This is a genomic window from Gelidibacter japonicus (genome assembly GCF_010725055.1).
Taxonomy (GTDB): domain Bacteria; phylum Bacteroidota; class Bacteroidia; order Flavobacteriales; family Flavobacteriaceae; genus Gelidibacter; species Gelidibacter japonicus.
On record NZ_BJKB01000009.1, the window covers coordinates 18,580 to 31,578 of the forward strand.

Below are 12,999 nucleotides of genomic sequence, written 5' to 3' on the forward strand. Positions count from 1 at the left end.
AACATATATTGATATTGAAAAGAATATTCCAATATATCAACAGTAACCTGCTTCTCAAAATAGCATCATTTAACTCTGTTGCTGTTTTAACAAAAGTGGTGGCTGGGTTCCTTACGTCAAAGGCAATTGCTGTTTTTATTGGAGCGGAGGGATTGGCTTTAATCGGAAATTTAAGAAATTTTCTCACCACAGTCGAGTCGTTCTCCACATTGGGCTTTACAAACGGCATCGTTAAATATGTTGCCGAGTACAAAGAAGATAAAGCCAAACTTAATGAAGCTGTGGGTACGGTCTTGACTACACTTCTGATAACTGTACTCGTCATTTCCTTGATCATCTATTTTAATGCTGAAACTATAGACGTTTGGATTTTTGGTTCCCAGGAATCGTATGTTTTTATAATAAAGCTTTTAGCCCTTATGCTCCCTTTTTATGGGATGAATTTAGTATTGCTGGCAATAATCAACGGACTTTCTAGATACAAAGCTTTCGTTAAAATCAATATTTACAGCCAGGTTTTTGGGCTCTTAGTGACCTTGCTATTGATCTGGAAGCATCAATTGAATGGTGCATTGATAGCAGCTGTAGCGATTCCAGGATTGTTGTTTTTTGTCACTTTGTTCAGTTTTTTTGATATTAGACAATTTTTAAAGCCCGTCAAATTGTCGGGAATCAAACAGAACGTTCTTAAAAACTTCAGTCATTATTCTGTAATGGCCCTGTTTTCTGCAGCGGTCATGCCTTTGGTTTTTGTATTTATCAGAAATTATTTGATTGACCATGTCAGTATGAAAGATGCTGGATTTTGGGAAGCTATACGACGAATTTCCAATTATTATCTGATGTTTGTGAACTCCTTACTGGCCTTATATATTTTACCCCGATTTTCAGAAATAACAAACGCCTTCGATTTCAGAAAAGAGATCGGTCATTTTTATAAAACCGTGCTTCCCGTTTTCGGAACGGCTTTGGTGGTCATCTATTTTTTGAGATCATATATAGTTACCATCTTATTTACCAACGAATTCCAACCGGTTGAAGATCTTTTTATGTGGCAGTTATTGGGCGATTTCTTAAGAGTGATTGCCTCTGTTATTGCGTATCAATTGATCGCTAAAAAAATGGTCTCATACTATATTGGAATTGAGTTGTTTTCTCTCATTACTTTATATCTTGCCAGCATTTATTTTATTGATATTTATGGGGCAAAGGGAGCCGTTATTGCGCATTTTGTTAACTTCGCTCTTCATCTGATTGTTATTGCCACTGTTTTTAAGAAGCTGTTGTTTAGCAAACAAAATTTTGAAATATGAGCCAGAGTCTAAAATCAAAATATGTTGAATTGGTGATGTATTTGAAAAGAATATATTACAGAATGGCTTCTACTAATGGGCAAATCAACGGAAAATATAGGGCAGTTCAACCTGTAGTTATTAAAGGTAAAGGACAGGTGGTTTTCGGTCAGAATGTTCAATTTGGGGTTGTAAATTCACCTATGTTTTATAACACCTATGCTTATATTGAGGCTCGTACAGAAAATTCAAGTATTAGTTTTGGTCATAATGTGAGTATCAACAATCAATTTACAGTCGTTTCTGAATTGGGAGTTGCTATTCATGATGACGTTCTTATAGGCTTAAACTGTGCCATATACGACAGTAATTTTCATGACTTGGATCAAACAAATCGGAAGAACACTGATCCAAATCCCGAAAAGGTGATCATTGAGAGAAATGTTTTTATTGGTAACAACGTGACCATTTTAAAAGGAGTCACCATTGGTGAAAATAGTGTGGTAGCCGCAGGAGCAATGGTCTTACAAAGCTTTCCAGCCAATGTGGTCATTGGTGGTTCTCCTGCAAAAATACTAAAAGACCTCACTTAGTTTTTGCTCCAGGAGTCAAGATACTGTTTTGCAATATTTTTATATTCATGATTCCGACCAAAAAGCGTTCTTGTATTTTTGGAAATCATAAAATCTTTTCAGGATGTTCAATCAACAAAAATAGTTTTTCAGATGCAATGGCGATGTTGGTGGGTGAAGTTGGAATTGGTTTATAGTGCTGTTATGTCTGATGTCCATGATGAACACTTATTGGATCAGGTTAGTAGTCAACTCTTATGTTAAGTGATTATTGTAATTTTTTTCTGTACAAGAAGATATGACTCTAAGAGATAAATAACTTATGGTATAAAATTATTTACCGAGCAACCTCTCTTTTAAATAGATTTTAGTTCGATAATAAAATCGATAAGGGATCATCAAGGTATTGTAAAGTACTATGGAGCTGTTAGGGTTGTCAAACGTCAATTTATCTAATCCAAATTCTTCTATGTGTAGGTTGGAAACTTTTTTTAGAGCTTTTATTTTATCATTGGTGAGATTCCCCTTATGGATTAATTGAATCCACATAGGCTTAGAATCATACGTTATGATGTTATCAAGTGATTTCCAATCATTATGATCTTTTGAAATCACAGTTTTAAAATCTCGAACGGATTCCACTAAGCTTATAAACGGATTATATTGTGACCTGTAAGCTCTCAAATCTGTCTCTTTATTGTTAATACTGACTTGATACCCTTCAATTAAATCGATAATAGTTTTATCCTTTTCCACTGACAAGGATTGGATCGTATCAATAAAATCCTTAAGGATGATGTCGTCATTGTCCAATCGTGTGGTAATGATGTACTTATCGTTTTTGTTTAGCTGTGAGGTTATAAATTCAATCAATGCGCTTTGTAAAGACTTAAATCCATCAATAAATAAAGGATATATATTAGTGCCTTTAGTCGCAATGTGCTCAATTTTTTCTTTATAGACGGAAGGTGTTTGAGTATCGAAAAGAATGCACCAATAAAATTTTTGATTGGTTTGGTTTTCTACAGAGGGAAAGCAGTAGGTTTCAAATAATCTGAACCGCTCATGGAGCCATTCTTCTGTAATGACCTGTTGACCACTTTTGGTGTGTTTCCAATGTTCATTTTTAAGATTGAAACGTGTTATTAAAAAATGTTTCATTTTGATTTTTAATTAGGTTTCCAAACTTCAAGATACTTTTGGGCAATAGTAATATAATCATGTTCCTTTTCGATAAATGCGCGAGCATTTTTTGATATTTTCAATATGTTTTCAGGATTTAAAATCAGCCACTCCAATTTTGCTGAAATTTTATTTGCGTCTGGCAATGCATTGATTGCAACAGTATCAGCTTCTATATTGTAATAGTCTAACCATTCTTGTTCAGCACCAGTAAATACCACTTTGCCCTTTGCCATTGCCTCTAATGCATTATAACCTTGGTCGTAAGCATAAACCTGATCTAAGAGAATATGACAAGCATCATAAACCTTTATATAATCATTATATGGGATATCCTCGGTTCTTATCACTTTGACTTTATCTGGGAATTTATTCTTAATTATCTCAATGGCCTCGTCAAAGAACACATTTCCTTTTTTAATGTAGTTTTGTGAATTGACCCCATGAAAAATGATGATTTTATTGGTCATAGACAAAGGGATGAATTCTATTTTGTTGTAATTTATTGGATTTGGAACGAGTCCCAGGTATTTTGGATGGTTGAGTAAGGGTAAATGGTAATCAATATCTGAAGCAAGAACGCCGTTTACATGTTTAAAAATAAAATCATGTAGTTTGATAGCAGGTCTCTGAAGTTTCAAAAAAATGAATTTATAGTATTCTTTTAAATTTGGGTTTTCATGATATGGTGTTAAGATTGAATATTTGAACTTCTTATCATAGGCATATTTGACACTTAAATGATCTATTCCGCACGAAAGCAAGAACATTTTTTTATTGTTTTTAATTATCTTTTTAAGTAGCCAAATTTCGAGCGTCGCATTTGTTTTAATGCTGTTTTCGTTAATCAGTTGTACGGTGTCAAATTCCTTTAGTTTTGGTAAGAGTCTGTAAAACCTAATAGCGGACTCAATTTGTTGTAAATTTAAACCTGTCAGTCGGTTGATCAGTATTGAGAATAATTTTAATTTAGGTCGAGAGAAAATTGATGCGCCGTAATTGTAATCCACAGGAAACTGTTTGAATCCATCCTCTGTACCAACTAGTATAACGTTATGTCCTAGTTTGATCAATCCTTCTTTTAAGGAATTGTGCAAACGGCTGTATTCACCAATTAAAAGAATGTTCATTAATTGTATATTTGATTTTGTAAACTTAATCAAAATAAAAGTAGTTGATAGCAATGGATTCTTTGGCAGAACCTAAATTAAAAATATGTTTGGTGTCTATTTCTTTGGCTAAAGGAGGAGCTGAGCGTTCGACTGCTATTTTAACCAAGATGCTCCATGACGAGGGTTTTGACGTGCATATTGTGTTGCTCAATGATGTCATCGACTATGAATTCAAAGGAAAACTTTTTAATTTAGGAGTGGATAAAACAGGTTCTGATACGCCATGGAAACGGCTTCGTCGCACCCAAAAATTAAGAAAATATCTAATAAAGGAAAATTTCGATTATATCATCGATACCCGAGCGAGACGTTCAGTAGTGATAGAATGGATTTATTTGAATTATGTATATCTAAACCTAAAGTTCATTTATATCGTTCACAGTTGGAAACTTGAAAATTACCTAACCAAGAACAATTGGATGGCAAAATCAATGATTAAGAGATCCCATAAAATTATTGGAGTATCTAAGGCCATTTCTGAAAGGATCAATTCAGAATTCAAGACACAAAATGCACTGACCATTTATAATTCAGTTGAGAGTTTCAAGAAACAACAAAATGGAAATGAAATTCAGCAGCCTTATATCCTTTTCTTGGGCCGAATAGATGAAAAGGTGAAGAATTTGTCGTTGTTGATTGCGGCGTATAATCAATCACAATTGCCTAATAACGGGGTTCGACTTTATATAGTAGGAGATGGGGATGACAAGGATTTAGTGCAGCAAAAAATCAATTCGTATAAGCTCCAAAATCAGATCAAAATACTTCCTTTTACGGCCAACATTTATTTCATGTTAAAAGACAGCTTATTTTTGGTATTGACCAGTCGATATGAAGGATTTCCGATGGTTTTGATAGAAGCGCTTTCTGTGGGAACCCCCGTCATTTCAGTAAAGTGTAAAAGTGGACCATCAGAAATCGTTGATCACGAAAAAAACGGACTATTAGTGGAAAATCATAACCCTAAAGCATTAGCCCAAGCTTTTGACCGGTTTTTGTTGGATACGGATATCTACAACACATGTAAGTCAAACAGCAAACAAAGCGTAGCCCATCTTAATCAAAAAATCATTGGAGAGCAATGGTCAAATATCTTAAAGTCATGAAAAGAGTAGAACTTATAACCATCCCCAAAATTGAAGATACAAGAGGGAATCTCGCCGTTATAGAAAAAGAGTGTATTCCGTTCGAAATAAAAAGAGTGTATTATTTATACGATGTGCCAACCGGGGCCTATCGGGGAGCACATGCCCACAAAGAACAGAGCGAGTTATTGATTGCCTTGAGCGGTAGTTTTGAAGTGGTTTTGGACGATGGTTTTGAAACTCGAAGAATCATGTTGAACCAGCCCAATAAGGGCTTGCTCGTTCCTACGATGATGTGGCGTGAACTCGATAACTTTTCCTCCGGGGCCGTTTGTTTGGTATTGGCCTCTGATACGTTTGATGAAGCAGATTATATAAGGGATTATAAGGAATTCAAACTATTTAAAAGCACTTAAATGAATCCCTAAATGCTGCATTCGTTTTTTGAAAAAATGTAAACACCGAATCACACTGGTTGGTTGTTTTAATAAAAACTGCTGTTTTTTATTCAAATTGTTATAATCGATCTCTTTTTCAAATCTTTTAAAACTAGTGGGATCATTTTCCAATTTCGATAAAATGGCCATCGAAAATCGATTCAAGTCTATAAATTTTTTCAAACCTGGATTGACGGATTCAAATTGTACATAATTATCAAACCTAGGCTTATCCGCACGCTTGGTTCTATTGGAAAGACTCCTTTTAGCATAGCGATAGGTGACAAGCACTTTATTAATAAAAACAATTTTGTAGTCTAATCCAATACGTATCCACAAATCTGTGTCCTGTCCACTTTTTAGGGAAGTATCGTAAGTGCCAACTCTGTCGAAAACACTCTGGTGGACAACAGTGCTAGAGCTAGTCAACACTGTATTGATATAACTTGATTCAAAATAATCAACGATATAGATGTCTTTGTCTCTGATATCTTTGATAGAGTAAACTGAACGGATAACACCATTTGATGTTTCTATATTTACTGCGGTGGCAAATACATGATGGTCAGGATGGGATTTAATAAGCTGCTTTATGGTTTCAAGATAGTTTTCTTGCCAAATGTCGTCGGCATCCAAAAGTGCTAGATACGGTCCACTTGCTTTTGAGATGGCCGCGTTTCTAGCTGAGGAGGCGCCTCTATTGTCTTGTTTAAAATACTTGATTCTAGGGTCTGAAATTGAATTTACCACAGCCTCACTTCCATCAGTTGAACCGTCATTGACTACAATAACTTCAAAGTCCTCGAAAGTTTGTGCCAACACACTTTCTATTGTGGCCTTGATATGCTTTTCTTTATTGTAAAGCGAAATGATTATGGAGAAAAACGACATTTATTGTATGTAAAGAGTGCAAAGGTAACCTAATCTGCAGAAATCAAAAATGAATAATGAGGGTTTGCTAGAAAGTAAATTCCTCTTAAAATTGTTTCTGAATAACTTATAAATTATAGCTAATACATAATGAAGTCCGAGTCTTTTGAGCTTGAAAAAGATTCGTGATATTTTGGTGTAATCCTCTGGAATAAGCCCTTGTTTTAAAAGCAAGAACAAGGCATCAACCGACTCCATGGATTTCTTGAGAAATTGCTTGCTGTCTTCCAGGCCTAAATGGTATGTTGGGTTTTCAATATGTTCTACGTTTATGTTTTTTAACTTCAAGTTATAAGAAAAGAGGGTGTCCTCATGTCTTAAATTGGGTATGTTCTCATTAAAAGATACTTTGGAAAACACACTTTTATGAATTAGAAAATTTAAGGTTAAAAACGCTATATACGTATTCTTATTTCGCTCTTCTGAAGAAAGCACCTCACGTTTGTTGCCATATATCCAGCGCAGTAAATTAGTTTGGTCTGGTTTTTCTTCAGAATATAAAATGCCACCATAAATAACTTCTGAGTTTACCTTAATTGATCGTAGGTATTTGGGGATGAAATTTCTGTTTTTTGGTAAGACATCAGCATCTAGAAATAACAACCACTCAAAACTTGCATCCTTCGCCAATAGATTTCGAACCGCACTTCGGCCTATGTTCTGATTTAAAATATGGTAAGAGGTGTATTCTAAATTATTAATAGATTGGTTGGACTCAATAATGGCTTGGTTGGTAGAGCCATCATCATGAGCTAAAATCTCAAAGACAATTCCAGCTTCTGTAAGTTGCCGATGGAGATCTTTAACCAAAGGGATGATGTTATAATTGTATACAGGAATTAATACCGAAATCATTTAAAATGAATAAGAGATTTAAAAATACATTTTTTTGAAGGCTTTGAGAAGGTCTTTAGCACCAAAACTTAATATTGTATCAATTCCTAGCTGGAGTAAATCTATGAAAATTCTCGGGTTAAATGGGAGTTTATAACATATCTATGAGAAAAATAAAAAAAGGGTAAAAAGCACAAACAATCGTTTATAAAAATGCCTGATCTAAAATTGCATGTTTTTTTGTGGATACCTATTATTTTAGTGACTCGCCGTTAAAACATAGCTATAAGTTTTATGCGAACAAATTCAGGGCGCAGCCAGAAGATGCTGTTGCAAACGTCATTTTAGTCCTTGATGCGCATTTCCGAATGTTGCTCAGAATATTTTAAGAAAGGCATAGGTAAGAATCTTCAATATATATAAGTAGAAAACGAAGTAATTGGTAAATTAAATACTAATCTTCTTAAATGGTATAATAATTGTATTTTTTTGTTTTATGAAAAATATTTACCTCTTACTTTTCGGGCTTCTCTGTGTTTCAATTGTCAATGCCCAAAGGGAATTTCACGTATTTCCAAATGGAAAACCATCAGGCGATGGGAGTGTCTCCAATCCGTGGGATTTGCAAACTGCGTTGAGTCAAAAAGCCGATCAGGTTAATGGTGGCGACACAATTTGGTTGCATGAAGGTGTTTATACGGGGCAATTTGTGAGTACATTGGAAAGCACCGTGACCAAGTCTTTTGTGACTGTATCCGCTTTTAATTCAGATAAGGTGGTTTTAAATGGAAATATCCCAAATAATAAAGGTTATGTGTTGGAGGTTAGAGGGAAACAAGTGATTTTCAAGGATTTTGAGGTGACCTGCTTGGGTGATTTTTCAAGGGATAGCACTGATGGAAATTTTAAGGGAATTACCGGTATCAACCATATTTCTGGTGAAGACTGCCAGTTTATTAATCTTAAAATCCATAACATGCCTGGTTCCGGCATGGGTTCGTGGAAATTGACCGGAGGATCAAAAATAGAAGGGTGCATGATTTATAACAATGGTTATATGTCTAAATCTAGGGGTAGTGGGGTAGGTTTGTATGTTCAAAATCAAACTGAAAAGATTAGAGAGATCACCAATAATATTATTTTTAACAACTACTACAAGGGGGTCGAAATTTGGTCGGCAACCTCAGGATCCAAATTTGAATTTGTAAAAAACGTGCAAATGGCAGATAATGCCGTTTTTAACAATGGCTCGCCGTCTAAGACGTTTAAAGGGAATGTGATCATTGCATCCGATGATAATGAGGGAATCAATGTTGCAAAAAATATCACCTTAAAAAATAATGTGCTCTATCATAATATTGATTTTGAAGATAAAAATAATTTTGGAGATGGCACGTCTCTGAATTTGGGTTGGAATAGAAATGCACCAGTAAAGAATGTTGTTATTGAAAATAATCTGATTGTTGGCAAAAATAATGGGTTGAACATCTTGTTTGCTGAATCTCTGACTTTTAAAAATAATATCATATACACAGGGAATGTGCATTTGTATCCTTACGCCTTGGAAAACCATAAAAACTGGAACTTTGATTACAACACTTACTACACTCGACGCTCGGATGGTTTTAGAGTCCTCAAGCATAAAGATTACAGAATGGCCGATTGGCAAAAGAACTTTCAGTTGGATGCTAACAGTACGTGGAGCCTTATCAAAAATGCCGACTTTAAGCCCTATGAAAATATTGTTGCGTACGACAATCGACAAGGGACCTATAAAGTTGTCTTGATGAATAAAAATACGATTGAAGTAGCTGTTGATTTTTCGAGATACTTACTTAAAAAGGGAATGGCTTATAAAATTTATGATGCGGAAAATCCGAATAAAGTTATACTTTCAGGATCGTTAAATGAGTCTGGTCAAATTAACTTTCCACTTGGATTGACAGAGTTGGAATATCCTTTGCACAATGACGTTGCACAAAAAACTCCTACGAATTTTGGGGTGTTTATTATTGAATTTCAAAGTGGAGAAGCTTCTACTGGCACACGGACTTTTTTCAAACGCTTGATTGGTTGGTTAGGGTTTTGAGGCAATTAAAATTGTTTCTGGAGATTGGTAGCCTACAAATACGTCCTCTTTTTGTGGTGTAAACGTTGTCACCGACACTTCAAAACCAACCTGCTCCAAGCGTTCTTTTAATCCTTTGACGGAATAAATACGAACATGATCTTTCTGGCCAAAAGCTTCTATACGCTGTGACTCTGAAGTTTTTGATGCATCTTCGTATATAGCGCCATCCTTAAATGGAGTTTGTATATAACAGATTCCATTTGGTTTCAAAACTCGAATCAATTCTTCCATTGCTACAATATCTTCTTCTATATGTTCAAGGATATGATAGGAAATAATGGTGTTAAAATATGAATCCTCAAAGTCGATTTTTCTAATGTCGATGGAATAATCAGCCAAAAATTCATTTTCAAAATCCGTGCTGAAATAGTTCATGGATTTTATTTTTTTTAAAACTCTGTATAAGCTTCTCGATGGCGAAAAGTGTAGCACATTGCCTTTAAAAGCGTTGTCCTTTAAAAGTAAATTATATAATCTTCGCGTCCTGCTTCTACTTCCACAGGCTGGACAAAGTAAATCATCGGACTCCAGTTTTATGAATCGGTTGAGCTTTGTTTTGCAGATGTTGCAGTGGTGGTTATTTCCCAAGTATTTGATGGCAATAAACCATCTGAAAAGAAATTCGTACTTAAAGAGAAATTTTTGAGGAATGAAGGCTTTTGCGATTTTTTTTAAACCATGATACATCTTAATTGCCTTTACGTTGGACCACTTCAAAAACCTTATTTTCGTCACATTTCAGGGTTTTGCTCGGGTAACGTAACAGAAGTGCATAATCATGGGTGGCCATTAAAATGGTATTGCCATTTTTGTTGATTTCACGTAGGACCTCCATGACTTCAATACTGGTTTGCGGATCTAGATTTCCGGTAGGTTCATCGGCCAAAATAAGTTCGGGGTCATTCAATAATGCTCTTGCAATGGCAATACGCTGTTGTTCGCCGCCCGAAAGCTCATGTGGAAATTTAAAGCCTTTGGTTTTCATGGCTACCTTATCGAGAACTTTTTCAACACGTTCCTTGATTTTGTTTTTGTCTTTCCAACCGGTAGCTTTCAATACAAATTCCAAATTGCCATTCACGGTTCTGTCCGGCAACAATTTAAAATCCTGGAAAACAATTCCCAACTTTCGTCTTAAAAACGGAATGTCTTTCTCTTTTAAAGTGCGCAAATCGAAATCTACAACATGGCCTTCACCTTTGCTCAGTTCAAGGTCTCCATAAAGCGTTTTCATAAAACTACTTTTACCACTACCTGTTTTACCAATGAGATATACGAAATCGCCTTTTTTCATTTCAACGTTAACTTCAGACAACACCATGCTATCTCCCTGAAATATGGAGACATCTTTTAATTCTAAAACAGTTTGAGACATTTTTATGGATGAGTTTTTAAGAGTGGTAAATGTATTATTAAAATAATCAAATATCAAATATTTTAAAAATGAGTCGTACCATGTAAATACGGGATTCTTCCAAGAGTGGCTTCCGACACAATTAGGCTCTACAAAAATTATGAGGATTGAAGAGGAATAAAAAAAGCCGCAATTGTCTGCGGCCTTTTCCATAGAAGTGCAATATGCGCACTTTAAATTTAAATGATTCCTAAGTCTTCATAATAAAATACTCACTTAGGTTGGCTCGTGTTTTATTATTCCACGATAAGTTTTCCTTGCATCAAGGCGTAGTGGCCTGGGAAAGTACACATATAAGTGTATGTTCCTGGGGCTGGAGCGTCAAACTCTATAGTAGTGCTTTCACCACCACCTATCATTTTTGTGTGTACAATAAATTTGTCTGTCATATCAGCTGGGATATAATCGTTGTCTTTTGCCAATGCAGCAGCGTTTCCTACAGTAGCAACATCAGCATCTTGGGTAAGTAATGCCCAGTTATGCCCCATGACTTGTATATCCATTTTACCAACGTGCTTTAAAGTAAGTTTCACTTTTTGACCTGCTTTAACTTTAAGTTCTTTTTTGTTAAATTGCATTTGATCATTACCCTCAATGGTTAAAACAGCAACATTCGGATCTTCAGCTGGTGCTTTCTTCTCAACTTTTGTATCAGTTGTTGTAACAGGTGTTTCTTTTTTCTTGTCGCCACAGCTAAATGCAAGGGCTACTAAAAATACTAAGATTAACTTTTTCATTGTTATTTAGAATTTAAATTTATTTATTGCAAAATTAACTGCTATTTATAGGATAGCAAAATCATTCGAGTCATTTTTTTAAAAGCATTGTCAAAAACGGGTGAATTGGAATGTCTTCGGTTATTGTTTCGAAACTTAGAACTCCGAACTCCGAACTCCGAACTTAGAACTTAGAACTCCGAACTCATTTCTCAAAATTTCCAAATCAATTTGTATCTTTGCAGCCTTAAATAAAAACAAGAAATAATGCAAGACGGTTTATATGCGAAGTTCATCACTAACAAAGGTGATATTTTAGTGAATTTAGAATACAAAAAAACACCAGGGACGGTAGGTAATTTTGTAGCCTTGGCAGAGGGAGATTTAGAAAATTCTGTAAAGGCACAAGGGCAACCTTTTTATGATGGATTGAAATTTCATCGTGTGATTCCTGATTTTATGATTCAGGGCGGTTGTCCACAAGGTACTGGAACAGGAAATCCAGGTTACAAGTTTGACGATGAGTTTCATCAGGATTTAAGACATGATGCGCCAGGTGTTTTGTCTATGGCCAATTCTGGACCAGGGTCTAACGGAAGCCAATTCTTTATTACGCATATTGCCACCCCTTGGTTGGATGACAAGCATACGGTTTTTGGAAACGTTGTTGAGGGTCAGGATGTGGTTGATGCCATTGTGCAAGGTGATGTCATTGAGAAATTGGAGATCGTCAGACAAGGTAAAGATGCCCAAGATTTTAACGCTGTTGAAGCGTTTAGAACATTTGAAGGATCGAGAGAAAAACGCATTGCAGAAGAACGCAAAGCAAAAGCAGCTGAGCTTGATAAATTAGCCGCTGGGTTTGAGCAGACAAATAGTGGATTGCGATATAAAATAATTAACAAAGGCAACGGAAAAGCAGCTAAAAAAGGCAAAATGGTTTCTGTTCACTACAAAGGGCAGTTGGCCGATGGAACCGTTTTTGACTCTTCATACAAACGGAACCAACCTTTAGATTTTCAAGTGGGCGTTGGTCAGGTGATTTCTGGATGGGATGAAGGTATTTGCTTGTTGCAGGTAGGTGATAAGGCACGATTGGTCATTCCAAGTGATTTAGGTTATGGAGCACAAGGTGCGGGTGGCGTGATTCCTCCAAATGCTATCTTGGTTTTTGATGTGGAGTTAATGGATGTAAAGTAAGCAGTGAACCAACTTTTTTTTAAAAGTTGTGTGA

At 35.5% G+C, this 12,999-nt stretch carries 13 protein-coding genes; 6 read left to right on the forward strand and 7 right to left on the reverse strand.

The genetic code is table 11. The features are described 5' to 3' along the window. Positions 1-14: 14 nt before the first annotated feature. Both G6N06_RS10410 and G6N06_RS10415 read left to right on the forward strand, forming a co-directional pair. Positions 15-1,313: an O-antigen translocase gene (locus tag G6N06_RS10410; protein ID WP_163516596.1), complete on the forward strand. Its 1,299-nt coding sequence runs from the start codon at positions 15-17 to the stop codon at positions 1,311-1,313. Continuing rightward, on the forward strand, positions 1,310-1,885 hold the full coding sequence (locus tag G6N06_RS10415) for an acyltransferase (protein WP_163516598.1): 576 nt from the start codon (positions 1,310-1,312) through the stop codon (positions 1,883-1,885). Before G6N06_RS10410 ends, G6N06_RS10415 begins: the two co-directional genes overlap by 4 nt. A 312-nt stretch (positions 1,886-2,197) precedes the next feature. Here G6N06_RS10415 and G6N06_RS10420 read toward each other — a convergent pair whose 3' ends face one another. After that, positions 2,198-3,025: a glycosyltransferase gene (locus G6N06_RS10420; protein ID WP_163516600.1), complete on the reverse strand. Its 828-nt coding sequence runs from the start codon at positions 3,023-3,025 to the stop codon at positions 2,198-2,200. A gap of 8 nt (positions 3,026-3,033) precedes the next feature. Then, positions 3,034-4,176: a glycosyltransferase gene (locus G6N06_RS10425; protein WP_163516602.1), complete on the reverse strand. Its 1,143-nt coding sequence runs from the start codon at positions 4,174-4,176 to the stop codon at positions 3,034-3,036. A gap of 53 nt (positions 4,177-4,229) precedes the next feature. Between G6N06_RS10425 and G6N06_RS10430 the strand changes: the two genes are divergently transcribed. Both G6N06_RS10430 and G6N06_RS10435 read left to right on the forward strand, forming a co-directional pair. Beyond that, complete coding sequence (locus tag G6N06_RS10430) at positions 4,230-5,324, forward strand: glycosyltransferase (RefSeq protein ID WP_163516604.1); 1,095 nt, start codon at positions 4,230-4,232, stop codon at positions 5,322-5,324. After that, entirely contained in the window at positions 5,321-5,719 is a 399-nt protein-coding gene (locus G6N06_RS10435; protein WP_163516606.1) for a sugar 3,4-ketoisomerase, read from the forward strand. Before G6N06_RS10430 ends, G6N06_RS10435 begins: the two co-directional genes overlap by 4 nt. On the opposite strand, the gene G6N06_RS10440 is transcribed toward G6N06_RS10435, so the two are convergent. After that, on the reverse strand, positions 5,702-6,631 hold the full coding sequence (locus G6N06_RS10440) for a glycosyltransferase family 2 protein (RefSeq protein ID WP_163516608.1): 930 nt from the start codon (positions 6,629-6,631) through the stop codon (positions 5,702-5,704). The two genes, G6N06_RS10435 and G6N06_RS10440, sit on opposite strands and share 18 nt — an antisense overlap. Continuing rightward, a complete protein-coding gene (locus G6N06_RS10445) occupies positions 6,632-7,525 on the reverse strand; it encodes a glycosyltransferase family 2 protein (protein ID WP_163516610.1) in 894 nt (297 codons plus the stop codon). Positions 7,526-8,000: 475 nt separating this feature from the next. Between G6N06_RS10445 and G6N06_RS10450 the strand changes: the two genes are divergently transcribed. Next, the gene (locus G6N06_RS10450; RefSeq protein WP_163516612.1) at positions 8,001-9,593 is read left to right on the forward strand and encodes a right-handed parallel beta-helix repeat-containing protein; all 1,593 of its coding nucleotides are present in this window, start codon (positions 8,001-8,003) and stop codon (positions 9,591-9,593) included. Here the strand turns inward: G6N06_RS10450 and G6N06_RS20130 are convergent. The 3 genes from G6N06_RS20130 to azu all read right to left on the reverse strand — a co-directional run bounded on the left by G6N06_RS20130 (position 9,582) and on the right by azu (position 11,786). Then, the gene (locus tag G6N06_RS20130) at positions 9,582-10,010 is read right to left on the reverse strand and encodes a methyltransferase domain-containing protein (protein ID WP_323028214.1); all 429 of its coding nucleotides are present in this window, start codon (positions 10,008-10,010) and stop codon (positions 9,582-9,584) included. The two genes, G6N06_RS10450 and G6N06_RS20130, sit on opposite strands and share 12 nt — an antisense overlap. A gap of 313 nt (positions 10,011-10,323) precedes the next feature. After that, a complete protein-coding gene (locus tag G6N06_RS10460; RefSeq protein ID WP_163516614.1) occupies positions 10,324-11,010 on the reverse strand; it encodes a cell division ATP-binding protein FtsE in 687 nt (228 codons plus the stop codon). Between the two features lie 275 nt (positions 11,011-11,285). Beyond that, positions 11,286-11,786 (reverse strand): azurin, encoded by a 501-nt coding sequence (gene azu, locus G6N06_RS10465; protein ID WP_163516616.1) that lies wholly within the window; start codon positions 11,784-11,786, stop codon positions 11,286-11,288. 246 nt (positions 11,787-12,032) lie between these two features. On the opposite strand from azu, the gene G6N06_RS10470 reads away from it, so the two are divergent. Then, positions 12,033-12,965, forward strand: a complete 933-nt coding sequence (locus G6N06_RS10470) for a peptidylprolyl isomerase (RefSeq protein ID WP_163516618.1) — start codon at positions 12,033-12,035, stop codon at positions 12,963-12,965. The last annotated feature ends 34 nt before the right edge of the window (positions 12,966-12,999 follow it).

Coding starts and splice junctions, on each gene's coding strand:
- G6N06_RS10425 (WP_163516602.1), bottom strand. CDS start 4,176: ATGAACATTCTTTTAATTGGTGAATACAGCCGTTTGCACAATTCCTTA.
- G6N06_RS10420 (WP_163516600.1), bottom strand. CDS start 3,025: ATGAAACATTTTTTAATAACACGTTTCAATCTTAAAAATGAACATTGG.
- G6N06_RS10470 (WP_163516618.1), top strand. CDS start 12,033: ATGCAAGACGGTTTATATGCGAAGTTCATCACTAACAAAGGTGATATT.
- G6N06_RS20130 (WP_323028214.1), bottom strand. CDS start 10,010: ATGAACTATTTCAGCACGGATTTTGAAAATGAATTTTTGGCTGATTAT.
- G6N06_RS10460 (WP_163516614.1), bottom strand. CDS start 11,010: ATGTCTCAAACTGTTTTAGAATTAAAAGATGTCTCCATATTTCAGGGA.
- G6N06_RS10440 (WP_163516608.1), bottom strand. CDS start 6,631: ATGTCGTTTTTCTCCATAATCATTTCGCTTTACAATAAAGAAAAGCAT.
- G6N06_RS10445 (WP_163516610.1), bottom strand. CDS start 7,525: ATGATTTCGGTATTAATTCCTGTATACAATTATAACATCATCCCTTTG.
- azu (WP_163516616.1), bottom strand. CDS start 11,786: ATGAAAAAGTTAATCTTAGTATTTTTAGTAGCCCTTGCATTTAGCTGT.
- G6N06_RS10415 (WP_163516598.1), top strand. CDS start 1,310: ATGAGCCAGAGTCTAAAATCAAAATATGTTGAATTGGTGATGTATTTG.
- G6N06_RS10430 (WP_163516604.1), top strand. CDS start 4,230: ATGGATTCTTTGGCAGAACCTAAATTAAAAATATGTTTGGTGTCTATT.
- G6N06_RS10450 (WP_163516612.1), top strand. CDS start 8,001: ATGAAAAATATTTACCTCTTACTTTTCGGGCTTCTCTGTGTTTCAATT.
- G6N06_RS10435 (WP_163516606.1), top strand. CDS start 5,321: ATGAAAAGAGTAGAACTTATAACCATCCCCAAAATTGAAGATACAAGA.